The following is a 23,360-nucleotide window of genomic DNA, read 5'->3' on the forward strand; positions in this document are numbered from 1 at the left end:
CTTTCTGGATGCCCGGGTCAAGCCCGGGCATGAGGACCTTCTGCAAGCGGCGTCCAGATCACCTGCTCGACGTGCTCGGCGCCCGTTGCCAGCATCACCAGCCGGTCGAATCCCAGCGCGCAGCCCGAAGCCTCTGGCATGATGTCGAGAGCGGCAAGGAAGTCCTCGTCCAGTGGATAGTCATGGCCGTAGACGCGGCGTTTCTCGGCCATCTCGGCTTCAAACCGCGCCCGCTGAACGACAGCGTCCGTCAGTTCACCGAAGCCGTTGGCCAATTCCACCCCGCAGGCATAAAGCTCGAAGCGTTCTGCTACCCGCTCATCATGCGGTGCGGGGCGGGCCAGCGCAGCCTCGGCCACGGGATATTCGTGGAGGATCGTCGGGCGGCCGATGCCGAGACGCGGTTCAATCCGCTCCACCAGGACGCGGCTGAACACGTCGGCCCACACATCGTCCCCGGCGACGCGGATGCCAGCGGCACGTGCCTGCGCGGCCAACGCGTTCCGGTCCGTCTCTGTTGCCGACACGGTGGCGAGAAGGTCGATTCCCGCGAAACGCTCGAACGCCTCGGCCAGCGTGATGCGCTCCGGCTCCGCGAAGGGATCGCATTCCCTCCCTCGAAAGAGGAAGCGATGACGCCCCACCGTCTCCGCGGCAAGGCGAAGGAGGTTCGCGCAATCCGCGAACAGCGACTCGTAAGTCTCGCCCGCGCGATACCATTCCAGCATGGTGAACTCGGGATGATGCAGCGCGCTGCGCTCCCCATTGCGGAACACGCGGGCAAAATCGAACAGCCTGGTCTCGCCGGCCGCCAGCAGTTTCTTCAGCGCAAATTCCGGAGAGGTGTGCAGAAAGAGCGGCTGCACGTGCGCTCCCGGCTGCTCGAAACGTGTCGCGAAGGCATGCAGGTGCGCCTCGTTCCCCGGCGAGGTCTGGAGCACGCCGGCTTCCGCCTCCACGAACCCATCAGCCTCGAACCAGCCCCTCAGCCGTGCCTTGATGCGCCCGCGCTGCAGCAGCAATGGCCGGCGGGCGGCATGATGGTCGGGCCGCCAGAATGGCGCGGCAGGGGCCATGAGGTCTTTCTCAGAGCGGCGAAGTGTGCGAGACGGGCGGTCAGAGACCCATACACCGTGGACTGTGATCTGCGGCCTATCAGAGGACAGATCGTGAAGGTTATCGCCAGCTCGCTTCGCAAAGGCAATGTCGTCGAGGCCGAGGACGGCCGCCTCTACGTCATCCTCACGGCGGAGAACATCCATCCCGGCAAGGGCACGCCCGTGACGCAGCTCGACATGCGCCGCATCTCCGACGGCGTGAAGGTGTCCGAGCGCTACCGCACGACCGAGCAGGTCGAGCGCGCCTTCGTCGAGGACATGGACCACACCTTCCTGTACTCGGACGGCGACGGCTTCCACTTCATGAACCCGGAGAGCTACGAGCAGATCGCCGTGCCGGCCGACGTGGTGGGCGACTACGCGCCGTACCTGCAGGAGGGCATGAAGGTTCAGCTGTCCATCTACAACGGCCTCGCGCTTAGCCTCGAACTGCCCCAGCGCATGACGCTGGAAGTGGTGGAGACCGAGCCGGCCATGAAGGGCCAGACGGCATCCTCCTCCTACAAGCCGGCCATCCTCTCCAACGGCGTGCGCACCAACGTGCCCCCGCATATCGGCGTCGGCACCCGCATCGTCATCCTCACCGAGGATGCGAGCTATGTGGAACGCGCAAAGGACTGATCGTCCCCCAGCCAACCGAATGCAGAAGCCGGGCGCGATGCCCGGCTTTTTTTGTTGCGTGCGGTGCGGCGCCGTGACCGAAAAACGGCCATTGAAGAACATAGAGGGAACTCTATACTCCCACCATCAGGTGCGAGATCGATGGACCTAAAGCGAAAATTGGAAATCCTGGCCGACGCCGCGAAATATGATGCATCCTGCGCGTCGAGCGGCACGGACAAGCGCAATTCCAAAGGCAATCCCGGCATCGGCTCCACGGAGGGCGCCGGCATCTGCCATTCCTACGCCCCCGATGGCCGGTGCATCTCGCTGCTGAAAATCCTGATGACGAACGCCTGTGCGTTCGACTGCCTGTACTGCGTGAACCGCGCCTCATCGAACGTGCCGCGCGCGCGCTTCATGGTGGACGAGGTCGTGACGCTGACGCTCGACTTCTACAAGCGCAACTACATCGAAGGCCTGTTCCTCTCGTCCGGCATCATCCGCTCGCCGGACTACACCATGGAGCAGCTGGTCGAAGTCGCCCGCAAGCTGCGCGAGGAGCACGGCTTCCGCGGCTACATCCACCTCAAGACCATACCCGACGCGGATGAACTGCTGCTGGCGCAGGCCGGGCGCTATGCGGACCGGCTGTCGATCAACATCGAGCTGCCGACAGAAGAGGGTGTGAAGCGGTTCGCGCCGGAAAAGGATGCGCGCGCCATCCGCCGTTCCATGGGGCGGATGCGGCTGAAGATCGACGAGGCCAAGGCCGAGCGGAAGGCGCCGCGCTTCGCACCGGCTGGCCAGTCCACGCAAATGATCATCGGCGCGGACGCCACGCCCGACAGCGAGATCCTTGCCACCAGCGCCAATCTCTATGGCTCGTTCGGGCTGCGCCGCGTCTACTTCTCGGCCTTCAGTCCTATCCCCGATGCCTCCTCGCTGCTGCCGCCGCAGGCGCCGCCTTTGGTGCGTGAGCACCGGCTCTATCAGGGCGACTGGCTGATGCGGTTCTACGGCTTCGACAACAAGGAAATCTTCGCCGGCACGGATGGCATGCTTGATCTCGGCATCGACCCCAAGCTGGCTTGGGCGCTGCGCAACCGCGAGCGGTTCCCGCTGGACGTGAACCTGGCCAACCGCGAGGAACTGCTGCGCGTCCCCGGATTCGGCGTGAAGACGGTGGACCGGCTCATCCGCGCGCGCCGCGTGCGGGCCATCCGGATGGAAGACCTCACCCAGCTTCGCCTGCCGTTGAAGACCGCGCTGCCCTTCATCACATTGCCCGAGCACCGGCCCACGAAGCTGCTCGACCGCGCCGATCTCCGCACCCTCGTGAAACCCGAACCGGTGCAATATTCGTTGTTCGGGAATGCCGCATAACGTCGTCCTCGCCGGTCCGGCAGATTTCGAAGGCTGGCGCGCCGCGGCCCGCCGCCTCTTCCTTGCGGATGTACCTCCGGAACAGGTGATCTGGACGCTTGAAGACACGCCGGATCTGTTCGGCGGAGCCAGCGATCTTCCCGCCGCCGGCGAGGGCGCCTTCAACGTGCCGCGCCGCTTCGTGGAACTGGCGAAGAGCGGCCTGCTGCACAGCGATCCCGAACGCTTCGCGCTGTTCTACCGCCTGCTCTGGCGGCTGCGGAACGAGCCGCAGTTGATGGAGGTGACGGTGGACCCGGATGTGGTCCGCGCCACGCTGCTCGCCAAGAATGTCGGCCGGGACATCCACAAGATGCACGCCTTCGTCCGCTTCCGTGAGGTCGCGACGGAGGAGGGTGCGCGCTTCGTCGCGTGGTTCGAGCCGGAGCACCACACCATTGAGGCGGGCGCGCCGTTCTTCACGCGCCGCTTCTCCAACATGGACTGGTCCATCCTCAGCCCCGAGGTTTCGGCGCATTATGACGGCGAACTCACCTTCGGCCCCGGTGCCGGGCGTCACGACGCTCCGGACGATGACGCACTGGAGGAGATGTGGCGCGGCTATTACGCAGCCATTTTCAATCCCGCGCGTTTGAAGGTCGGCGCGATGCGATCGGAGATGCCGCGCAAATACTGGAAGAACCTGCCCGAGGCGCAGCTCATCGCCCCCCTCGTGGCGGAAGCCCGCAGGAGGACCGACCACATGGTGGCCCATGCGCAGACGGAGCCGAAACCGAACCGCCAGCGCGAGATCGCGCCCGTCGCGATCATCCGGCCCGGCACCAACGATCCGCTCGATGCCCTGCGCGAGGCGGCGAAGGGATGCCGAAATTGCCCGCTCTGGGAGCCTGCCACGCAGACCGTGTTCGGCGAGGGACCGCCCGATGCGCCGCTCGTCTTCCTCGGGGAGCAGCCCGGCGACAAGGAGGACCTCGCGGGCCGTCCGTTCGTGGGGCCCGCAGGGCAGCTGTTCGACAAGGCCATGGCGGAAGCCGGGGTCGATCGCGGCAAGGCCTATGTCACCAATTCGGTGAAGCACTTCAAGTTCGAGCCACGCGGCAAGATCCGGCTCCACCAGAAGCCCGGCACGCTCGAGATTCGCGCCTGCAAGCCATGGCTGGAGCAGGAACTGGCCATCATCAAGCCCGGCCTCGTCATCGCCATGGGTGCGACGGCGGTGCAGTCGCTCTTCGGCAAGACCATGCCCATCGGCAAGAATCGCGGCCGCATCCTGGAAGCGCCGGGCGGGCAGGCGGCGCTCGTCACCGTGCACCCGTCGTTCCTGCTGCGCGTGCCGGATGCCGCGCGGAAGGCCGAGGAGTATGCCAATTTCGTCGCGGACCTACGGCTGACACGGCCCTATGCGGAAGCGGCTCAGGGGAGCATCCGCACCGCCCTCATCCTGAGCCCGTCGAAGGATGTTGGCCGGACGCCGCCTTAAAACGGCTGGAGCAAGAGCAGGTACGACACGGCGTATGGGTCCCGGCCTTCGCCGGGACGCCCGGTGGGGGCATTTCCATCAACGGCCGCGTTCCGGCGCAGGCCGGAACCCATACGCACCGCGTCACCGGTTGATCACAGCCCGCCAGCATCCTTCGACAAGCTCAGGATGAGGCCCCGCGCTACCAGCGATCCGCGAGCGCCACGCCATCCACGATCTCCGCGATCCGGCGCCGCGTTCCCGGCGTCGTGCCCTCCGGCAGCGCATCCAGCGGGAAAAATCTGCAATCCGTGATCTCACGATCCGGAGTACGCGGCCCGGACCAGACATAATCGCGCACCACATAGACCAGCACATGGTCGCGCTGGCTGAACCCGGGATGGTGGAACACCCCGAGCAGTTGGGGCCTACCTTTCGGCGTCACGTTCGCCTCTTCCTGAAGCTCCCGCACCAGCGCCTGCTCCGCCGTCTCGCCGACTTCCACGCCACCGCCGGGCATGTGCCAGCCGCCGACATAGCCGTGCTTCACCAGCAGGATCCGGCCTTCACCGTCCAGCACAGCACCACGGACGCCCATGGTGAGGCCGCGCGTGACAGCCCAGAGTCGTGCAAGAAACGGGCGCATAATGGGAAACAGGCGGTCCTTCATCCGAAGAAGTCTAGGCCGGGCCGGGCGATTCGAGCGTCACGGTTTTGCGCGGACGCCCGGCGCCGGGCTGTGCTAGAGATCGGCCATGTTCACGCTCGCGCACCTGTCCGACCCCCATCTCGGCCCGCTGCCCCGGCCGCGTTTCTCCGAACTCTTCTCCAAACGGCTGCTGGGCTACACCAATTGGCGGGTGCGCCGGCGCGGCCGGCACGACATGACCTGCCTCGCGGCCCTGACGCAGGACTTGCTGGCGCAGAATTGCGACCATATCGCCGTCACCGGAGACCTCGCCGTCATCGGCCTCGATGCGGAGTTCACGCCGGCTCGCGCCTTTCTCGAAAAGCTGGGATCGCCGGAGCACGTGTCCGCCATTCCCGGCAACCACGACGCCTATGTCAGCGGCACGGCCGACCATCCGCAGCTGCACTGGGCGGAATACATGGCTGGCGACAGCCAGCGCACGGAGGGATCGCCCTTCTTTCCGTATGTGCGGCGGCGCGGAAAGGTCGCCCTGATCGGGCTGTCGTCGGCGGTGCCGACCGGCTTTCATTCTGCGGAGGGTCGCCTCGGGAAGGAGCAATGCTACCGCCTGACGGAGATTTTGAAGGAACTGGACGGTGAGGGCATGTTCCGGGTGGTCATGATCCATCACCCTCCCAGCGGCACGGGCGAGGTTTTCCGCCGCCTCACCGACGCGCGTCGCATCAAGCGGGCGCTGCTGCGTGCCGGGGCCGAACTGGTCCTCCACGGCCACAACCACCGCAACGAGTTCATCCACCTGCTGGGGCGATCCGGTCCCGTGCCGGTGATCGGCGTGCCCTCCGCTTCCATCGGTCCGACCAATGAGAGCACGCCCGGCGCCTACAACATCTATCGCATAGACGGGGAGAAGGGCGCCTGGACCTGCGAGATGGTGCAGCGCGGATACGCCCATGGCGATCTGGATATCCGGGAGCGCTCGCGCACAGTCCTTTGGGGGGCCGGCGCGGGGCAGACCATCGCCCATCCCGGCCTCACCGTGGAACCCGCGACGGCGGAATAGCTACCAGCGGTCGCGCGCGGCGTCGTCGGACGCCTTGGCCTCTACCCATTGTGGGCCGCGCTCGTTCTCTTCCTTCTTCCAGAAGGGAGCCGAGGTCTTGAGGTAGTCCATCACGAAATCGGCGGCCGCGAAGGCGGCTGCACGGTGTGACGAGAGCGTCACCACCAGCACGATGGGATCGCCCGGCACCAGCCGCCCGTAACGGTGCAGGATCAGCACGTCCAGCAAGGGCCAGCGCGCACGCGCCTCGTCCTCCAGCCGGCCGAGTTCCTCCTCCGCCATGCCGGGATAGTGCTCCAGCGTCATGGCCTGGATGGTGCCGGTCTCGCCGTCCGCGCGGCACAGGCCGGTGAAGGACACGACAGCGCCGACATCCGTGCGCCCCGCCGTCAGCCGGTCGATCCAGGCACCGGTGTCGAAGGGCTCTTCCTGCAGGTGCACGGCCATGTGTCAGCCGCCCGTCATCGGCGGGAAGAAGGCCACCTCACTGGCGCCTTCGAGGCGTGCGGCAGGCTTCACATGCACCCGGTCGATGGCGGCGCGCACAACCTTTTCATGCTCGAAGGCTGCGCCGTATTCCTCGCCGCGCGTCTTCAACCAGCGCACGAGATCGCCCACGGTCTCCACGCCTTCGGGCAGCTCGACCTCTTCCTCGGGCCGGCCGATCTGCTCCCGAACCCAGGCGAAGTAGCGCAGCTTCATGCCGGATCGTCCGTGAAGACGCTGCGCAGCCCGGCGCGGAAATAATCGTAGCCGGTGTAGAGCGTCAGGCCGGCGGCGACCCACAGCAGCACATGCCCGGCCTCGGTCACGAAAGGCACGATCTGGTCGCCCGCAGGGCCCGCCACGAGGAAGCCCACGGCGGTCAGCTGCGCGGCGGTCTTCCACTTGGCGACGCGGGTCACGGGAACGCTGACGCGCAGCTCGGCGAGGAATTCACGAAGGCCCGAGACAAGGATCTCGCGGCACAGGATCACCACGGCCGCCCAGAACGAGATCGTCCCGATATTTGCCGTGCCGGCCTGCAGCATTCCGGTGGCGGCGAAAGCCAGGAGGCAGGACGCCACCAGCAGCTTGTCGGCGATGGGGTCGAGCATCCGGCCCAGCGGCGATTGCTGGCTCCAGGCGCGCGCCAGATAGCCGTCCACGTAATCCGTGATGGCGGCGGCGATGTAGAGGCCCAGCGCCAGCCAGCGGTAATCGATGTCCTTCGTCAGAAGGCAGCCGACAACAACCGGCACCGCTGCGATGCGGGCATAGGTCAGGAGATTGGGCAGGCTCCACGCATAAGCGCGAGAGGCGTCTACGGTCGACATGGGTTCAGATAGGGGGCGCGAGGGCGGGGCGTCAATGAGCGTAGCCGGCAATACTTAAGACGTCCTGCACGGGGGGCGCCGTCCTCAGCCCGCCTTGTCGTGGAAGAACTCGTAGACGATCTTGGCCGTTGCGCGGTTGATGCCGGGCACCTTCTCCAGATCCGTCAGGCCGGCGCGGGCGACCGCCTTCGCGCTGCCGAAATGGTGCAGCAAGGCGCGCTTGCGCGTCGGCCCGATGCCGGCGATCTCGTCCAGCGGGTTCTTCACGAACTCCTTGGCGCGCTTGGCGCGGTGGGTGCCGATGGCGAAGCGGTGCGCCTCGTCGCGCAGGCGCTGAATGAAATACAGTACGGGATCGCGCGGTTCGAGCCGGAACGGCTGCTGGCCGGGCATGTGGATGAACTCGCGTCCGGCATCCCGGTCGCGCCCCTTGGCCACCGAAGCCAAAGCCACATGCTCGATGCCGAGGCCCGACAGGATCTCGCGCGCCACCTTCAACTGGCCCTCGCCGCCATCGATGATGACGAGGTCCGGCCACATCGGCGTTTCGCCGGGCGCGCCCGTTTCCTCGTTGCGGGTATCGGCCTCGCCCGTGACCGGCAGGCGAGGGCTTTCCTTCACCAGCCGAGCGAAGCGCCGCTGCAGCACCTCCCGCATCATCCCGAAATCGTCGCCCGGAGTGATCTCCTCCGAGCGGATGTTGAACTTGCGGTAGTGGTTCTTCTGGAAACCTTCCGGCCCGGCCACGATCATGGCCCCGATGGCGGCCTGACCCATGATGTGGCTGTTGTCGTAAACCTCGATCCGCCGCGGCGGCGTGGGCAGGTTCAGCGTCGAGGCAAGGCCGTCGAGCAGCCGCGTCTGGCTGGCGCTTTCCGCCAGCTTGCGGCCCAGAGCCTCGCGGGCGTTCTGGTGGGCATGGCGCACCAGTTCGCATTTGTCGCCGCGCTGCGGCACGGCGATCTCGACCTTGCGTCCGGTCCGCAGGGTCAGCGCCTCCGCCAGCACATCCGAATCCTCGGCGGCGGTGGAGAGAAGGATGAGGCGAGCCGCCGGCTTGTCCTCGTAAAACTGGGCCATGAAAGCGCCCAGCACCTCCTCCGATGAAAGGGAGCGATCGGCGCGCGGGAAATAGGCGCGGTTGCCCCAGTTCTGGAAGGTGCGGAAAAAGAACACCTGTATGCAGGTCTGCCCGCCCTCCTGATGGATGGCGAACACATCGGCCTCCTCCACGGAGCGCGGGTTGATGCCCTGATGGGACTGGATCGAGGTCAGTGCCGAGATGCGGTCGCGGTATCGCGCCGCGGTCTCGAAATCGAGGTTTTCCGACGCCTCCTGCATGTGGATGGCAAGGCGCCGCTGAACCGCCTGGCTCTTGCCGCACAGGAAGTCGTGCGACTCCTTCACCAGCTCGCCGTACTCCTCCAGCGCGATTTCCCGCGTGCAGGGGCCGGAGCAGCGCTTTATCTGGAACAAGAGGCACGGGCGGGTGCGGCTCTCATAGACGGCGTCGGAGCAGGAGCGCAGCAGGAAAGCCTTCTGCAGCGCCGTCACCGTGCGGTTCACCGCCCAGGTCGAGGCGAAGGGGCCGAAATAATCGCCCTTGATGCTGCGCGCGCCGCGATGCTTGGCGATGCGCGGCGCCTCATGGTCGTGCGCGACGAGGATGTAGGCAAAGCTCTTGTCGTCGCGCATCAGCACATTGAAGCGCGGGCGCAGCCTCTTGATGAGGTTGGCCTCCAGCAGCAGGGCTTCGGATTCCGTCCCCGTGGTGACGAACTCCATGCGTGCGGTGGCGGCGATCATCTGCGCCAGCCTGTCGGTGTGGCCATAGCCGCGCGCATAGTTCGAGACGCGCTTCTTCAGGCTGCGCGCCTTGCCGACATAGAGAACCTCCCCGTCGGCCTGCACCATGCGATAGACCCCGGGGCTGTTCGGCAGCGTCTTCACGGCCCGGCGGATCACCTCCACGCCGGTTCCCGCAGGGCCTTCATCCTCTTCCGAAAGATCGGCGCGGCCCCAGTCGTCCGCACCGACGCGCGCTTCCGCCTCGGGCGCGTCCACTTCGGAGGCGTCGGCCAGGATGTTGTCGGGTTCCAGGTTCTGCTTGGTGCTGTTCATGTCGCCGGGGGAATCAGCCGCTCGTGGCGGCCGGCCTTATCTAGGCACTCCGCGCACGATCCTCCACCCATGGTCGCGCCGGGCCTCCGCCACGTTTTCTCCAAACTGGTGGCGTAGCTTCCGGGATCGTACCGGGGCAACCGATGGGGCTCTCGTGCGTTGTAGGTTTGTATGTGTGCGCGGCGTCCCGTCGCGGAGGACTGAGGCATGAAGAACAGTCTCGCCTGCTATGGTGTCCTGATCGCGTCCGCGCTGCCCTTCGGCGCGCAGGCTGCGGACATGCCGCGCATCGCTCCTCTCGATGTCGCCGTGCAACAGGCCGCGACCGACTGGTCGGGCGCCTATGCCGGTGTCAATGCGGGCTACACGCTCGGAGAGTTCGGCACCTTCACGCCGGCTGCCGGTGCCAGCACCAGCTACGACGGTGATGGGGCCATCGGCGGCTTCCAGATCGGCTACAACAAGCAACTCGGCCGCGTCGTGATCGGCGTCGAGGGTGATATTCAGGCCAGCGGCGTGGATGGATCGACCTCGCTCGCGGACGCTCCCACGCAGAGCGACCTGAACTGGTTCTCCACGTTGCGCGGGCGCATTGGCTACGCCTTCGACAAGACTCTCGTCTATGGCACCGCGGGTGCCGCTGTCGGTGGCATCGAGAGCGGCACGCCGGGCGGCGGCAGCGAGGACCAGACTGCCTGGGGCCTTGCAGCCGGCGCGGGCATCGAGCGGGAGCTAACAAAGAACCTGACGCTGAAGGCCGAGTATCTGTATCTCGACCTTGAGGAAAAAGGCTTCGAGACAGCGGCCGGCGATCAGAACACGGAGTGGGACGGGCATGTCATGAGGCTGGGCGCCAACTTCAAGTTCTAGGCGCACCTTGACCGGAATGCGGCAGCTCTTTGGCAGCTACCCAAATTTGCCCCATATTTGCTTTGAAAGGGCCGCGAGCAATTCGCGGCCTTTTGTTTTACCCCTGTTCCGTGCCTGGCATGCGCCGCATGACGTTTCCGCGTTTGCGAGCAGCCGGGCAGGGTGACAGTAAGGGTTCAGCTCATGATCAAAACATTTTCATCTCTGCTGGCGGGCGCGTCCGTCCTGGCGCTTGCCCCAGCAGCCTTCGCTGCCGACATGCCCGTGCAGCAGGCGCCTTATGCCGCCGTTGCGCCGGCACCCGAAGCGCCCTCCGCCTACGACTGGACCGGCTTCTATGTCGGTGCGCATGGCGGCTACGGCTTCGGCAAGACCGATGACGGCCTCGAATCGGACACCGAAGGCGCGCTGGCCGGTGGCCAGGTCGGCTACAACATGCAGTTCGGCAATTGGGTCGCCGGCATCGAGGGCGATGCCTCCTGGACCGACCTGAACAACGAGGACGATGCGGCAGAGGTCGGCTTCGACTCGCAGCTGAACTATCTCGCCACCGTTCGCGGCCGCGTCGGCTTCGCGCTCGACCGCATCCTCATCTACGGCACCGGCGGCGTGGCCTTCGGTGAGGTCGAGTACTCGAACGCAGTGGCCAGCGCTGCTGACACCCAGATCGGCTGGACCGCCGGCGGCGGCGTCGAGGTCGGCCTGACGCAGAACATCTCCGCCAAGGCCGAATATGGCTATGTCGATCTCGGTGAGCAGGATGTCGGCGGCACAGACGTCAACTTCGACGCCCACACGGTGAAGGCGGGCGTTAACTTCCGCTTCTGATCCCAGCGTCTCTCAAAAGTAGAAGGCCCCGGCGAAATCCGGGGCATTTTTTGTTTACCTCAGCGGGCACGGGTTTACGGCTCGTCAACTACGTAAAAAGCAAAACATTCAGGTTACGCGTCGTTAAGGCTCCGAGAAGTGTTCGGGGGTTAGAAGTCCTCCTGCACTGAGGTTGGACGGCTAGTTCCGGAGTTTTGTAATGCGTAATCTCCTCACGAGCCTTGCTGTAGCCGGCGCCGCGATGTCCGCGCCCCTGGCTGCATCTGCGGCAGACGTTCCCTATTACGGCGGTGGCGAGAGCAGCTATGCCGCGCCCGCGACATCTGCGTCGAACTGGACCGGTTTCTACGTCGGTGGCCATGTCGGCTACGGCACCGGCGAAGCCAGCGAAGCCGACATCGACGGGTTCGTCGGTGGCGTGCAGGGCGGCTTCAACTGGCAGATGGGCCAGTTCCTGGCCGGCGTGGAAGCCGACGTGTCCTATTCCGGCGTGGGCGCCAGCGGTCTGGTCGACAGCTACGACGTGGACTGGCTCGGCACCGCCCGCGGCCGCGTCGGCTTCGCCTTCGACCGCTTCGTGGCCTACGGCACGGGCGGCCTGGCCTGGGCTAACGCCGAATATGAAGGCCCGGTGTCCTCGGACAGCAACACCCACCTTGGCTGGACGCTTGGTGCGGGCGTGGAAATGGCTCTTACCGAGCGCGTCTCGGCCAAAGCCGAGTACCTCTACATGGACTTCGGCAGCGAGTCGTATTCCGGCGTCGGCGACATCGAGCCGGACCTGCACAATGTGCGCCTCGGCGTGAACTACCGCTTCTAGGAAGCTTGAAGTCTCAACGGCAAAGCCCCGCTCAGGCGGGGCTTTTCCTGTTAGTGGGCCCGGGTCTCGGCAAAGGACGGCACGCGCTCTTCGAAGCTGTCCAGCCACGCCGAGAGGCTGGGGTAGTCGGGCCGCCAGCCGGGTGCGCGCAGGTCGAGATAGCCAAGGGTGCAGGCCAGCGCGATCGCGCCGATATGCGGCACTTCCGGGATTTCGGGCAGGGGGCCGGGCTCCAGATGGGCGAGGCCGCGGTCGACCTTGCCGGTCTGGTGCGCCACCCAGTCCGCGCTGCGATGTTCCTCCGGCCGGAAGCGGCTCTCATAAACCCGCATCAGCGCCGCATCCGCGATCCCGTCCGCCAGCGCCTGCAGCCGCAGCGCGTCGAAGCGGGCCGCCCCGCCGGGAATCACCCGCCCGGCTTCGGAGATGCTGTCGAGATATTCGACGATGACGCGGCTGTCGTAGAGGGCGTCGCCGTTGTCGAAGACCAGCACCGGGATCTTGCCCAAGGGGTTCTGCTGGCGAAGGCTGTCCTGCGGGTCGGTCGTGTCGGCGGCCACCACATCGATGCGGTTCCGCAGCCCCATGACGGACGCCGCGATCTTCACCTTGCGGCCGAAAGGAGAAGCCGGCGAGGAGCGCAGGACGAGCATGATCGATTCCCTGTGGTTTTGACGAAGCGCCGGCGCAGCGGACATAGTCCCGAACCTGCCCGAGGAGTCAAAATCATGCCAGCCGACACACTTGCAGCCAGCCCCGAGGCTGTGCGCGGGCCGGCTTCCCAACAAGCTGTGGACGCTTCAGAGCAGCAGATCGCGGATCTGCTGGCCTTCTGGCGCGATGCCGGGGCCAAAGGGCTTTGGTTCGAGAAGAACGAGGATTTCGACCGCCGCTTCCGGCAGGGCTATGAGGACCTGCATTTCAAGGCAGCTGCCCGCGAGTTCGATTCGTGGATGACCAGCCCGGACGGCGCGCTCGCACTGCTGATCCTCACCGACCAGTTCCCGCGCAACTCCTTCCGAGGCACCGCCCAAATGTACGCCACCGATCCGCTGGCGCTGCATTACGCACGCGAGGCGCAGCGGCTGGGCTACATGCAGCAGGTGGCGCCCGAACTGCGCTCGTTCTTCATCCTGCCCTTCATGCACTCGGAAGAGCTCGGGGATCAGGACCTCTGCGTCATGCTGGCCCGGGATCTTCCGGAGGCCACCCGCCACCACGCGGCGGAGCACAGGCGGATCGTCCACCTCTATGGCCGCTTCCCGCATCGCAACGCGATCCTGCTGCGCGAGAGCACGGCCGAAGAAGTGGCATTCCTGGAGCAGGGGGGCTTCTCGGGTTGATCCCCAAGGGGTGAGAGATCGCACGATGCGATGCCGTCACTCGTCAATTGTTTCGGGGGTTGAAGCCGGCGCTCTCACAAGAGGGCGGCGGTGGCTCCCTGAGCAGGACTCGAACCTGCGACCATCCGATTAACAGTCGAACGCTCTACCAACTGAGCTATCAGGGAACGGCCGCCGAAGCGCCGATCCGCACGATATAGCCAGACTCGCCGCGGATGCCAACCCGTGTTTGGCGGTTTCTGCGCGGAAAGATGTCGTGCCCAGGTGGTCGCTGGCGGCACGAGCGCATGGCGGGGGGCCGCTCACCGGGGGGTGAGCCCCATCACCGGGCAGCTCTCTCCGAGACGGTAAGAGGGGATGACCAGCCACTCTTCGGTGAAGTGCTCCGACAGCTTGTTGCGGATGCCTTCAAGCGTCGAGAAGTTATAGATCTCCGTGCTGCCGCGATAACCGTCGATCGTATCGATGGCGCTTTCAGCGAACCCGAGTCTTGCGGCCAGTTCCCGTCTGTCGATGTGTTGCGCCTGCCAATGCTCCCAGCAGTCGCGAGGTTCAACGCAATTGGTGATCGGTGAAGCCATCGACATGAGATAGCGCATCTTGAAGCCTTGAAACGTCGCGAAGTGACCGGCGTGCAACAAGCCTATCGTCTCGTCCGGTGTGCCGGAGTTCTCAGGCCGTACGAAGTGCCTGACAATCAGTTGGCCGCCCGGGCGGAGAACCCTGCGAATGCTCCTGCTAAGCGCCTGTTGCGGAGCGGCACCCCCGATCACCGTGTAAACACCATCGCCCAGGACGAGATCGAAACAGGAATCTGGATACGGCATCTGCCGCCAGTCGGCGATGACTGCCGTCGTCCGGAGCGGCTCTGCCAGCCCGCAGAGTGCACTCCGCATCGGCTCTGAGAAGTCCGTCGGCACAATGATTGAGCCAGGCGGCAAGGAAAGGCCGGCCAGTTCCGGCGTCAGGCCGAGCAGCAGGCATCGCACCGGTCTGTCCGGCGAGATGGCTGCGGCAAAAATGGCCGTGTCTTCTGCGCTCGGTCGCATCGGCACGTCGATCTGCGACCAACGCTCCGCCATGGACCTCCAGTGTTCGGCGGTCATTGAGCCTCTGCCAGGGTCTTTGCAGCCAAGGTTTCGGCGGCAATGTCGAAAAGGCCGAATTGTTCTTCGATCATGCTGCGGCCGACGTGCTCCGCTTGCTCCGGGGGGGCGCCGCGCTGTGCGGCAAGGTTGAGGCGGAACGGAATGCCGGCTTCGGACGAAAGATGCCAGACTTGGCCACCCGCGTTGAGCTCAAGAACGAACAGCTTCCCCGTTGCTGCTTCCCGAACGATGTCGATACCCATCAAGGGAATGTCTGGAAGCATATCGTGTGTGCGTTTTGCGAGATCCAGAACGTCGTCTTCCGCGACGAGTTGGCGGTTGCGTCCTCCTCCGCTGAGATTTGTGGCGATCCGCGCCATCGCGAGCTCTTCATTCGTCGCCGTCTGCAGATCGGGCCGCTGTACGTCGCTCCAGAACTTTACGGAATAGAGGGCGCGGCCGAGCAGCGAACACACGCGGTAATGGGAGGGGAAGGCACCCGTATCGATGAAATGCTGGACGAGCATGGGGCCGCGACGGCCGGGATGTTCCAACGGGAAGTCCGACGGTGCCCTGTAGCGCAGCTCCGAACGCCGGTACAGCTGTACGCCCAGACCTGTTGAAGATGTGCCCCGGGCCGTGGGCTTGGTGATAACGAAGTCTCCCCACTCCGGTCCCAGGCGAAGTTCAGGTGTCAGGAGTGCTGATCGTGGGGTTGGAATGCCGGCCGCTTCCATCAAGGAAGTCTGTTGCTGCTTGGGGATGAAGCGTCCTTGGTAAAGGCGCCCCGATCTGGGCGTCGATTTCAGGAGCGTTCCGGGGGAGAAAAGCAGCGCTGGACGCCTGGACGCACGCTTGAGCATAGACGCCGACGGGTCGTCATCGGACGCGACGAAAACCTCCAGCCGCGGCTCCCTTGCTTCGATCATTTGCTTGAGCCGGAAGAAATCCGAGACGTCCTGCCAGCGCGCTCGGTGGAACAAAACCAGGTTGCAATCCGGCAAAACTTCGAACTTTCAGCTAGCAGTAAGACGGATACGGATCAGCCAAACGCATTACTCCGAAAGCATACCAATAATCGCTTTGTTGTCCATTTCGGACGGCGCGGGGTGAGATCAATGGCGGGCTCGCCACTTTCTGCAACATGGATGCATGAGGGATATTCTTCATCCCGGAAATCGCGGAGCACTCGCGGGGCCGGATACCGGTGAGACGGGGCGTCTTTCGCGCGTGCTCCGCGATACGTTCGAAAGCGGGCAGGCGTCTGCGAAGCGTTCACGTGATGCGCTCGCCATCTTCAAGGTAGCCGCCGGTGCCCCACGAATCTGATCGCAGCACGAAGGCGACATAGAACCTTGCAATAGATGCCCGGCGCCAAGTCTGAGTGCCCGCATATTATCGGAATAGATGGAGGCCACGCCCGGAATCGAACCGGGGTGCAAGGATTTGCAGTCCTCTGCGTAACCACTCCGCCACGTGGCCTCAAAATTCCAAATCGAAGAGCATTCGACTGGCGGGGGTGGACAGCCAATAGCAGTCGCACCGGGGCAGTTCAACCACCCGCTTCACGCAAAAGCCACATCGTTCAACGCTTGCGTTCGCCGCTTCTTCGCCGCTAAGTGCGGGGGCAATGCAGGGAAACAGGGTGCGGACCGATGTTCGATTTTGCGCAGGCACGCCGGTACATGATCGAGGGGCAGATCCGGACCAACGAGATCACGGACACCCCTATCGTGGCCGCGATGCACGCCGTGCCGCGGGAGCTGTTCGTTTCCGACTCCTGGCAGACCCTTGCTTATTCCGATCATGAGATTCCGGCCGTCGAGGGTTCCAGCCGCAAGCTGTTGAACCCCATGGTGCTGGGCAAGCTGCTCAAGGCCGCCGACCTCCAGCCGGGGGAGCGCGTCCTGATGATCGGCGGCTGCACGGGCTATGGCGCGGCGCTCGCTTCGCGCATCGCGGCGGAGGTGGTCGCGGTCGAGACACCCGATCTGGCGGCTGCATCCACGGACGCGCTGCGCAAAGGCGGCTTCACCAATGTCGTTGTCGTGGCAGGTGATCTGGCGGCGGGTTGTGCCGATCAGCCGCCCTTCGACGCGATCATCATCGAGGGCGCCGTCGAGGTGATTCCGGACGGCCTTGCGGTTCAGCTGAAGCCCGAAGGCCGGCTCGTCACGGTTCTTGGCTCCGGGCGCAGCGGGCAGGGCACGGTCTTCCGCGCGGTCGGCGGAGAACTCAGCGGGTTCCCCGTTTTCGGTGCTGCCGCGCCCGTGCTTCCGGGCTTTGAACAAAAGCGCGAGTTCGTCTTCTGATCTGTGTCCATAATGCACCAGTTCCCGGTTAACGACCGGGATTGGCGCAGCCTGGGTTTTTAGACCGCTCCGCCATCACTAGAATTAGCGCGTATCCGTTATAGAAGTCGGACGGACGCGTGTCGGTGTTAAAGGGTGGCAGCATGAAGCCGGGGATGAACCTGAAAGCGCGAGGGCTGAAGCGGCTCCTGAGCCTGCTTGTCGCCCAGACCGCACTGGTCGCTGTCTTCGCAGCGCCCGTCTCGGCTGAAACGCTGATGGACGCGCTGGCGCAGGCCTACACCGCAAACCCGACGCTGAACGCTCAACGCGCGGCGACTCGCGCGACCGACGAGAGCGTTCCTCAGGCCTTGTCGGGCTATCGCCCGCAGATTTCCGGCTCGCTGGACGGTGGCCGGACAGCGGGCCGCACCTGGCGTCCCGGCGGCGCGCGGGTTGATTCCGATGCCTGGACGGCAAGCACCGGCGTCACCATCCAGCAGAACATCTTCAACGGGTATCGCACCCGTAACGGGGTCCGTCAGGCCGAAAGCGGCGTGCTCTCCGCTCGCGAGACCTTGCTGAACACCGAGCAGAACGTGCTCTACGACGCCGCCGAAGCGTACATGAACGTGCTTCGCGACTTCGCGATCCTCGATCTCAACCGCAACAACGTCCAGCTTCTCAACGAGGATCTGCGCGCAACCCGCGAGCGCTTCGATGTGGGCGAGGTGACCCGCACCGACGTCGCGCTCTCCGAGTCGCGCCTCGCAGGTTCGCGTTCCGACGTCAGCGTCGCCGAGGCCAATCTGAAGGCCAGCCGCGCCATCTACCGGCAGATCATCGGGTCCGAGCCCACGAAGCTGGTTCCGGGCCGTCCCATCGACCGCCTGCTGCCCAAGACGCTGAACGCGGCTCTGGATGTCGGGCATGCCGAGCATCCCGCCAGCCTCGCGGCGCTCCACGCCTATGACGCCGCCGCGCTTCAGGTGCGGGTGGTGCAGGGCGAACTGGCGCCGACGCTCTCGGTGCAGGGCAATGTCAGCGGTCAGGTCGATGACGCCTATTCCAGCGGTGCTGGAACGGGGCTCGGCGCGGGCTCTGCCAACGGCACGACCAACAGCGTCAACGCCAGCGTGCTCGGCGTGCTGACGGTGCCGATCTATCAGGGCGGCCAGGAATATTCCCGCGTCCGCGAAGCCAAGGAAATCCTCGGCCAGCGCCGGCTGGAAGCCGACATCGTGCGCGATCAGGTGCGCGCAGCCGTCGTCTCCGCATGGGGTGCTCTCGAAGGCGCAAAGGCGCAGATCATCGCGGCGCAGGCACAGGTGGAAGCATCGGGCATCGCCCTCAGCGGCGTGCGCGAGGAATACCGCGTCGGCCAGCGGACCACGCTCGACGTGCTGAACTTCCAGCAGGAACTGCTGAATGCGCGCGTGACTTTGATCACCGCGCAGCGTGACCGGGTGGTGGCATCCTATGCGGTGCTGCAGGCCATCGGCCGCCTCAACACCGAGCGCCTCGGCCTCAAGGTCGCGAAATACGACGCACAGGTCCATTACGATCAGGTGCGCGACAAGTGGTTCGGCCTTCGCACGCCTGACGGGCGCTGATCCGGGGGGATAAGTCCCTGCGCCCGCTTGTCTTGATTGTCATGCGGGCAATACTGGACGCGCAGCGGGAATCACCCGGTGCGTCCGCTGGTTGCGTTGTCAGGACAGGTCGATGAACAACACGGCAAAAGCCCATGAGCCGACGATGGAGGAGATCCTGGCCTCCATCCGCCGGATCATTGCCGATGACGAGAACGCGCAGCCGCGCCCCGCGCTCCGCGCCGTGGAACCCGAGGCACCTGAGCTCGATGACGTCGAGGACGAGGACACGTATGTCACCGTTCCCGATCAGGCCGCCGGATTGACGGACGACCTCGCGGCCTTCGATGCCGCCATCCGCAACGCGGCCGAGAACGAGAAGGCCGGGCAGGAAACCCTTGCAGCCTATGGCTTCACCGCGGCCTCCGCGCCGGTGGAAGTCGAGGTCGCGCCCGCCGGCCCGCGCACGCCTTTCCATGCCGAGACCGAGACGCTGGTCGGTGCCGAGGCAACCCGAGCCGTCGCGTCCGCCTTCGGAACGCTCAGCAACACCATCATCTCGCAGAACGGCCGCACGCTGGACGATCTCGTGCAGGACATGCTGCGGCCCATGCTCAGCGACTGGCTCGACGACAACCTGCCAGGCATCGTGGAGCGGCTGGTCCGCGCCGAAATCGAACGGGTATCGCGCGGCCCGCGCCGCTGAGCGCTGCCCTCTGCGTCTGGCGAAAACCCGCGATGCGTTGACAGGCGCGGGCGGCAGCGGGTCTAACCGGCACCCTCCGTTCCCGCAGAACCGAAGCGTGCCATGACCATCGAGAAGACCTACCAGCCCGCAGACATCGAGCCGCGCATCAGCGCGGCGTGGGACGAGGCGGAGGCGTTCCGCGCGGGCCGTCCGGAGCGCATGGACGCCGAGACCTTCTCCATCGTCATCCCGCCGCCGAACGTCACCGGCTCGCTGCATATGGGCCACGCGCTCAACAACACCCTGCAGGACGTGCTGTGCCGCCTGCAGCGGATGAAGGGCAAGGACGTGCTGTGGCAGCCGGGCACCGACCATGCCGGCATCGCCACGCAGATGGTGGTGGAGCGCCAGCTGGCCGAACGCGGCGAGCCCTCGCGTCGCGATCTCGGGCGCGAGGAATTCGTCCGCCGCGTCTGGGCGTGGAAGGAGGAATCCGGCGGCACCATCATGCGCCAGCTGCGCCGCCTCGGTGCATCGTGCGATTTCTCGCGCGAACGCTTCACCATGGACGAGGGGCTGTCGCGGGCCGTCCGCAAGATCTTCGTGGAGCTCTACAATCAGGGCCTGATCTACAAGGACAAGCGCCTTGTGAACTGGGACCCCAAGTTCCTGACCGCGATCTCGGACCTCGAAGTCCAGCAGGTCGAGACGCGCGGCAATCTCTGGCACCTGCGCTACCCGGTGGAGGGGACCAACGAGGTCATCATCGTCGCCACCACGCGGCCCGAGACCATGCTGGGCGACGCCGCCGTGGCGGTGCACCCGGAGGACGAACGCTATCGCCATCTCGTCGGCCGCCACGTGCTGCTGCCGTTGGTCGGACGCCGCATTCCCATCGTGGCCGATGAGTACTCCGATCCCGAGAAGGGCTCGGGCGCGGTGAAGATCACCCCGGCGCACGACTTCAACGACTTCGATGTCGGCCGCCGCCACGACCTGCCGCTCATCAACATCTTCGATCCCGAAGCCCGCCTGACGCTGCAGGACAACGATGCCTTCCTCGAAGGCGCGGAGCCGCTTGCCGAGGTCATGGCGCTTCATGGTGTCGAGCGCTTCGCCGCCCGCAAGGCCGTGCTGGCCCTGATGGAAGAGCGGGAACTCGTCGAGAAGATCGAGCCGCACCTCCACATGGTGCCGCATGGCGACCGCTCGAACGTGGTCATCGAGCCGTACCTGACCGACCAGTGGTACGTAGACGCCGCCACGCTCGCAAAGCCTGCGCTGGCCGCCGTGCAGAGCGGGCGCACGGACTTCATCCCGAAAAACTGGGAGAAGACCTATTTCGAGTGGCTGAACAACATCCAGCCCTGGTGCATCTCGCGCCAGCTGTGGTGGGGCCACCAGATCCCGGCCTGGTACGGCCCGGACGGCACGCTCTTCGTCGAGGAGACGGAAGAGGACGCCATGGCCAAGGCGCTGGCCCATTACGTCACGAATGGCGTGCTGAGCGAGGAGGTTGCGGCCAACATCGCGGAAGGCCGCGACCAGCACCTTTATCTGCGCCGTGACGAGGACGTGCTCGACACCTGGTTCTCCTCGGCCCTGTGGCCGTTCTCCACTCTGGGCTGGCCGGACGAGACGCCGGAGGTCGCGCGTTACTATCCCACCTCCGTCCTGGTGACCGGCTTCGACATCATTTTCTTCTGGGTTGCCCGGATGATGATGATGGGCATTCACTTCATGGATGAGGTGCCGTTCAAGGACATCTACATCCACGCCCTCGTCCGCGACGAGAAGGGCGCGAAGATGTCGAAGTCCAAGGGCAACGTCATCGACCCGCTGGACCTGATGGACCAGTACGGTGCCGATGCCGTGCGCTTCACGCTTGCCGCCATGGCCGCGCAGGGGCGTGACATCAAGCTGGCTCGCCAGCGCATCGAAGGCTACCGCAACTTCGCGACCAAGCTCTGGAACGCCGCACGCTTCGCCGAGATGAACGGCTGCGCCGTGGACACGGGTTTCAATCCGGCGAACGCCACCACGACGCTAAACCGCTGGATCATCCGGGAAACTTCCCGCGCCATCGAGGACACCGAGGACGCGCTCGGCGCATACCGCTTCAACGATGCGGCCGGCGCGGTCTACCGCTTCGTCTGGAGCATCTTCTGCGACTGGTACGTCGAACTGGCCAAGCCGGTCCTGCAATCCGAGACGCCGTCGGCGGAGCGCGACGAGACGCGCGCCACCCTGTCATGGTGCCTTGATCAGTCGGTGAAGCTGCTCCACCCCTTCATGCCCTTCATCACCGAAGAGCTGTGGCGGGTCACGGCTCCGCCCGCTGGACGGGAGAGCGTGCTGGCGCTCGCCGCATGGCCGGAGCCGGTCGAAAACGACTGGGCGACAGCCGAGGGCGAGATCGGCTGGTTGGTCGACACGATCTCCGAGGTGCGCTCGGTGCGCACCGAGATGAACGTGCCGGGCAGCGCCCAGATTCCGCTGGTGCTGGTGCAGCCCACGGACGCGGTGCAGTCCTGGGCCGTCCGCTACGAGGATGCGCTGAAGCGCCTTGCGCGCCTCTCGGGAGTAACGACGGCCCCTACGGCGCCGGCAGGCTCCATCCAGCTTCTCGTGCGCGGCGGCGTTCTTGCCCTGCCGATCGCCGATGTCGTGGACCTCGGCGCCGAGCGTGCGCGCCTCGCCAAGGAGCTCGCGAAGATCGTGGACGAGATCGAGAAGATCGGCCGCAAGCTCGGCAATCCCGATTTCCTGGCCCGCGCCAAGGAAGAGGTGGTGGACGAGCAGCGCGAACGCCGCGAGGAAGCCGAACTGCGCCGCGTCAGGATCACCGAGGCGCTGGAGCAACTCGGCGGCGCCTGATCCCGAAACGCCCGCCGCACCAATGCGCGGCGGGCAAGGGGCCTAGCGTTTGTCGCGCGCGGCCACGGCATGGTCGGTGTGGTCGCTGAACACGCCGTCCAGCCCCAGGTCGAAAAAGGCGCGGTACTCCGCCGCCGGATCGCCCTTATAGGTCGAGAGCAGGCGGCGCGGTTCGCTGCGCATGGTCCAGGTGTAGACCTGCAGCCCTGCCTTGTGCGCGTTCTGGATCACCTCGGTCGGGCCAACGAGAACGCGGTCGCGCTCGTCCATCTTGCCGTCGCCGTTCAGGTCGTCGGGCTTGCCGTCGCCATTCTCGTCCACCTGCTTGGCGATGACGAGATACGGCTTCCACGGTGAGACGATCTCCGCATAGGTGCGAATCTCGGCGAGGCCTTCCGGCGTCAGCAGATCGTGGTTGGTGCGCGGATCGCCCGTCACCGTAAAGTCGTAGGGCCGCGCCTTCAGCCCTTCGCCTCCCACGCGCCCTTCCATGTCCACGTCGCCGCCATCGATCAACTGGGCGAGACGCACGTCGATGCGGGAGTTGAGGTATTTGAGGTTCGCGACCTCGAAGCTCTGGATCACCACCGGCGCGTCGGCGCCGGTCCAGCCTGCGGCCGTCAGCACGCCGATGAGGCGGTCCTCGAGCGGCACGCCCATGGCGCTGTGGAAGATCGGGTGCTTGGTCTCCGGCGCGATTCCGATGGTGCGGCCGGTGCGGGTGCTTTCGGCCTTTGCGAGGTCGATGACCTCCTGCAGCGTCGGGATCGTGAATTTGCCGTCAAATTGCGGATCGCGCTCGGGCAGGGGCTGCCTGGCACGTAGCGTCCTGATCTCTGCCAAAGTGAAATCGCAGGCGAACCAGTCCGTCACCGGCGCGCCGTCGATATTGCGCGTCCGCTTGTAGCTCGCGAATTCCGGACGGTCCGCAACATCGGTGGTGCCGCTCAGCATCGGCTCGTGCCGGGCCACGAGTTCGCCGTCCTTCGTGGAGACAAGATCAGGCTCGATGAAGTCCGCGCCCATGTCGACAGCGCGCTTGTACGCCTCGAGCGTGTGGTCCGGCATATAGCCGCTGGCGCCACGATGGGCGACGATGACCGGGCGTTCCCCGTTGAGGGTCTTCCATTGTGCGGCGGCGGTGCCGGCGGATGTTGCGATCAGGGAAGCGGAGAGCAAGAGCAGCGTTCGGATCATGGAGCACCTGTGCCTTCGAGGTCGGCACAGGCTGGCTGGTTTGGATGACAGGCG

22 protein-coding genes and 2 tRNA genes are annotated in these 23,360 nt (G+C 65.5%); 12 read left to right on the forward strand and 12 right to left on the reverse strand.

Features of this window, described 5'->3' with window-relative positions:
- Positions 1-17 precede the first annotated feature (17 nt).
- Positions 18-1,076 carry an EF-P lysine aminoacylase EpmA gene (gene epmA, locus SCD90_RS13045; protein WP_319845126.1) on the reverse strand — a complete coding sequence of 353 codons (1,059 nt, stop codon included), beginning with the start codon at positions 1,074-1,076 and terminating at the stop codon, positions 18-20.
- Between the two features lie 93 nt (positions 1,077-1,169).
- On the opposite strand from epmA, the gene efp reads away from it, so the two are divergent.
- From efp to SCD90_RS13060, 3 genes are all read left to right on the forward strand, one after another.
- On the forward strand, positions 1,170-1,739 hold the full coding sequence (efp, locus tag SCD90_RS13050; RefSeq protein ID WP_319845127.1) for an elongation factor P: 570 nt from the start codon (positions 1,170-1,172) through the stop codon (positions 1,737-1,739).
- A gap of 141 nt (positions 1,740-1,880) precedes the next feature.
- Positions 1,881-3,104, forward strand: a complete 1,224-nt coding sequence (locus SCD90_RS13055) for a putative DNA modification/repair radical SAM protein (RefSeq protein ID WP_319845128.1) — start codon at positions 1,881-1,883, stop codon at positions 3,102-3,104.
- A complete protein-coding gene (locus SCD90_RS13060) occupies positions 3,094-4,584 on the forward strand; it encodes a UdgX family uracil-DNA binding protein (protein ID WP_319845129.1) in 1,491 nt (496 codons plus the stop codon). The genes SCD90_RS13055 and SCD90_RS13060 overlap by 11 nt, the downstream gene beginning before the upstream one ends.
- Positions 4,585-4,765: 181 nt before the next feature.
- On the opposite strand, the gene SCD90_RS13065 is transcribed toward SCD90_RS13060, so the two are convergent.
- The gene (locus SCD90_RS13065; RefSeq protein WP_319845130.1) at positions 4,766-5,209 is read right to left on the reverse strand and encodes an NUDIX domain-containing protein; all 444 of its coding nucleotides are present in this window, start codon (positions 5,207-5,209) and stop codon (positions 4,766-4,768) included.
- 109 nt (positions 5,210-5,318) lie between these two features.
- Here SCD90_RS13065 and SCD90_RS13070 point away from each other — a divergent pair, with 109 nt between their 5' ends.
- Positions 5,319-6,275 (forward strand): metallophosphoesterase family protein, encoded by a 957-nt coding sequence (locus tag SCD90_RS13070; RefSeq protein WP_319845131.1) that lies wholly within the window; start codon positions 5,319-5,321, stop codon positions 6,273-6,275.
- Here the strand turns inward: SCD90_RS13070 and SCD90_RS13075 are convergent, their stop codons facing one another.
- From SCD90_RS13075 to uvrC, 4 genes are all read right to left on the reverse strand, one after another.
- Positions 6,276-6,722 (reverse strand): molybdenum cofactor biosynthesis protein MoaE, encoded by a 447-nt coding sequence (locus SCD90_RS13075; RefSeq protein ID WP_319845132.1) that lies wholly within the window; start codon positions 6,720-6,722, stop codon positions 6,276-6,278.
- 3 nt (positions 6,723-6,725) lie between these two features.
- A complete protein-coding gene (moaD, locus tag SCD90_RS13080) occupies positions 6,726-6,977 on the reverse strand; it encodes a molybdopterin converting factor subunit 1 (RefSeq protein WP_319845133.1) in 252 nt (83 codons plus the stop codon).
- Entirely contained in the window at positions 6,974-7,591 is a 618-nt protein-coding gene (gene pgsA / locus SCD90_RS13085; RefSeq protein WP_319845134.1) for a CDP-diacylglycerol--glycerol-3-phosphate 3-phosphatidyltransferase, read from the reverse strand. The genes moaD and pgsA overlap by 4 nt, the downstream gene beginning before the upstream one ends.
- Positions 7,592-7,675: 84 nt before the next feature.
- Positions 7,676-9,712: an excinuclease ABC subunit UvrC gene (gene uvrC, locus SCD90_RS13090; protein ID WP_319845135.1), complete on the reverse strand. Its 2,037-nt coding sequence runs from the start codon at positions 9,710-9,712 to the stop codon at positions 7,676-7,678.
- 207 nt (positions 9,713-9,919) lie between these two features.
- Here uvrC and SCD90_RS13095 point away from each other — a divergent pair, with 207 nt between their 5' ends.
- The 3 genes from SCD90_RS13095 to SCD90_RS13105 all read left to right on the forward strand — a co-directional run bounded on the left by SCD90_RS13095 (position 9,920) and on the right by SCD90_RS13105 (position 12,230).
- Positions 9,920-10,582 carry an outer membrane protein gene (locus tag SCD90_RS13095; RefSeq protein WP_319845136.1) on the forward strand — a complete coding sequence of 221 codons (663 nt, stop codon included), beginning with the start codon at positions 9,920-9,922 and terminating at the stop codon, positions 10,580-10,582.
- A 183-nt stretch (positions 10,583-10,765) separates the two neighbouring features.
- Positions 10,766-11,410 (forward strand): outer membrane protein, encoded by a 645-nt coding sequence (locus SCD90_RS13100; RefSeq protein ID WP_319845137.1) that lies wholly within the window; start codon positions 10,766-10,768, stop codon positions 11,408-11,410.
- A gap of 199 nt (positions 11,411-11,609) precedes the next feature.
- Complete coding sequence (locus SCD90_RS13105; protein WP_319845138.1) at positions 11,610-12,230, forward strand: outer membrane protein; 621 nt, start codon at positions 11,610-11,612, stop codon at positions 12,228-12,230.
- 50 nt (positions 12,231-12,280) lie between these two features.
- Here the strand turns inward: SCD90_RS13105 and SCD90_RS13110 are convergent, their stop codons facing one another.
- Entirely contained in the window at positions 12,281-12,883 is a 603-nt protein-coding gene (locus SCD90_RS13110; RefSeq protein WP_319845139.1) for a glutathione S-transferase family protein, read from the reverse strand.
- A gap of 75 nt (positions 12,884-12,958) precedes the next feature.
- Here SCD90_RS13110 and SCD90_RS13115 point away from each other — a divergent pair, with 75 nt between their 5' ends.
- Positions 12,959-13,573, forward strand: a complete 615-nt coding sequence (locus SCD90_RS13115) for a DUF924 family protein (RefSeq protein WP_319845140.1) — start codon at positions 12,959-12,961, stop codon at positions 13,571-13,573.
- 91 nt (positions 13,574-13,664) lie between these two features.
- Here the strand turns inward: SCD90_RS13115 and SCD90_RS13120 are convergent.
- The 4 genes from SCD90_RS13120 to SCD90_RS13135 form a co-directional block, all read right to left on the reverse strand.
- A tRNA-Asn gene (locus SCD90_RS13120) sits at positions 13,665-13,740 on the reverse strand.
- A gap of 135 nt (positions 13,741-13,875) precedes the next feature.
- Positions 13,876-14,679 (reverse strand): class I SAM-dependent methyltransferase, encoded by an 804-nt coding sequence (locus SCD90_RS13125; RefSeq protein WP_319845141.1) that lies wholly within the window; start codon positions 14,677-14,679, stop codon positions 13,876-13,878.
- Entirely contained in the window at positions 14,676-15,590 is a 915-nt protein-coding gene (locus SCD90_RS13130) for an ATP-grasp domain-containing protein (RefSeq protein ID WP_319845142.1), read from the reverse strand. The genes SCD90_RS13125 and SCD90_RS13130 overlap by 4 nt, the downstream gene beginning before the upstream one ends.
- Before the next feature lie 479 nt (positions 15,591-16,069).
- Positions 16,070-16,143: transfer RNA gene (locus tag SCD90_RS13135), tRNA-Cys, on the reverse strand.
- 173 nt (positions 16,144-16,316) lie between these two features.
- On the opposite strand from SCD90_RS13135, the gene SCD90_RS13140 reads away from it, so the two are divergent.
- The 4 genes from SCD90_RS13140 (at position 16,317) to SCD90_RS13155 (ending at position 22,109) form a co-directional block, all read left to right on the forward strand.
- Positions 16,317-16,973, forward strand: a complete 657-nt coding sequence (locus SCD90_RS13140; RefSeq protein WP_319845143.1) for a protein-L-isoaspartate O-methyltransferase family protein — start codon at positions 16,317-16,319, stop codon at positions 16,971-16,973.
- A 155-nt stretch (positions 16,974-17,128) separates the two neighbouring features.
- Positions 17,129-18,565, forward strand: a complete 1,437-nt coding sequence (locus SCD90_RS13145; RefSeq protein WP_319845144.1) for a TolC family outer membrane protein — start codon at positions 17,129-17,131, stop codon at positions 18,563-18,565.
- 145 nt (positions 18,566-18,710) lie between these two features.
- The gene (locus SCD90_RS13150) at positions 18,711-19,250 is read left to right on the forward strand and encodes a PopZ family protein (protein ID WP_425265692.1); all 540 of its coding nucleotides are present in this window, start codon (positions 18,711-18,713) and stop codon (positions 19,248-19,250) included.
- A 102-nt stretch (positions 19,251-19,352) separates the two neighbouring features.
- A complete protein-coding gene (locus SCD90_RS13155) occupies positions 19,353-22,109 on the forward strand; it encodes a valine--tRNA ligase (RefSeq protein WP_319845146.1) in 2,757 nt (918 codons plus the stop codon).
- Positions 22,110-22,151: 42 nt separating this feature from the next.
- Here SCD90_RS13155 and SCD90_RS13160 read toward each other — a convergent pair whose 3' ends face one another.
- On the reverse strand, positions 22,152-23,306 hold the full coding sequence (locus tag SCD90_RS13160) for a glycerophosphodiester phosphodiesterase (protein ID WP_319845147.1): 1,155 nt from the start codon (positions 23,304-23,306) through the stop codon (positions 22,152-22,154).
- Between the last annotated feature and the right edge of the window lie 54 nt (positions 23,307-23,360).

Source organism: Terrihabitans rhizophilus (genome assembly GCF_033898525.1).
GTDB classification, from domain to species: domain Bacteria; phylum Pseudomonadota; class Alphaproteobacteria; order Rhizobiales; family Methylopilaceae; genus Flaviflagellibacter; species Flaviflagellibacter rhizophilus.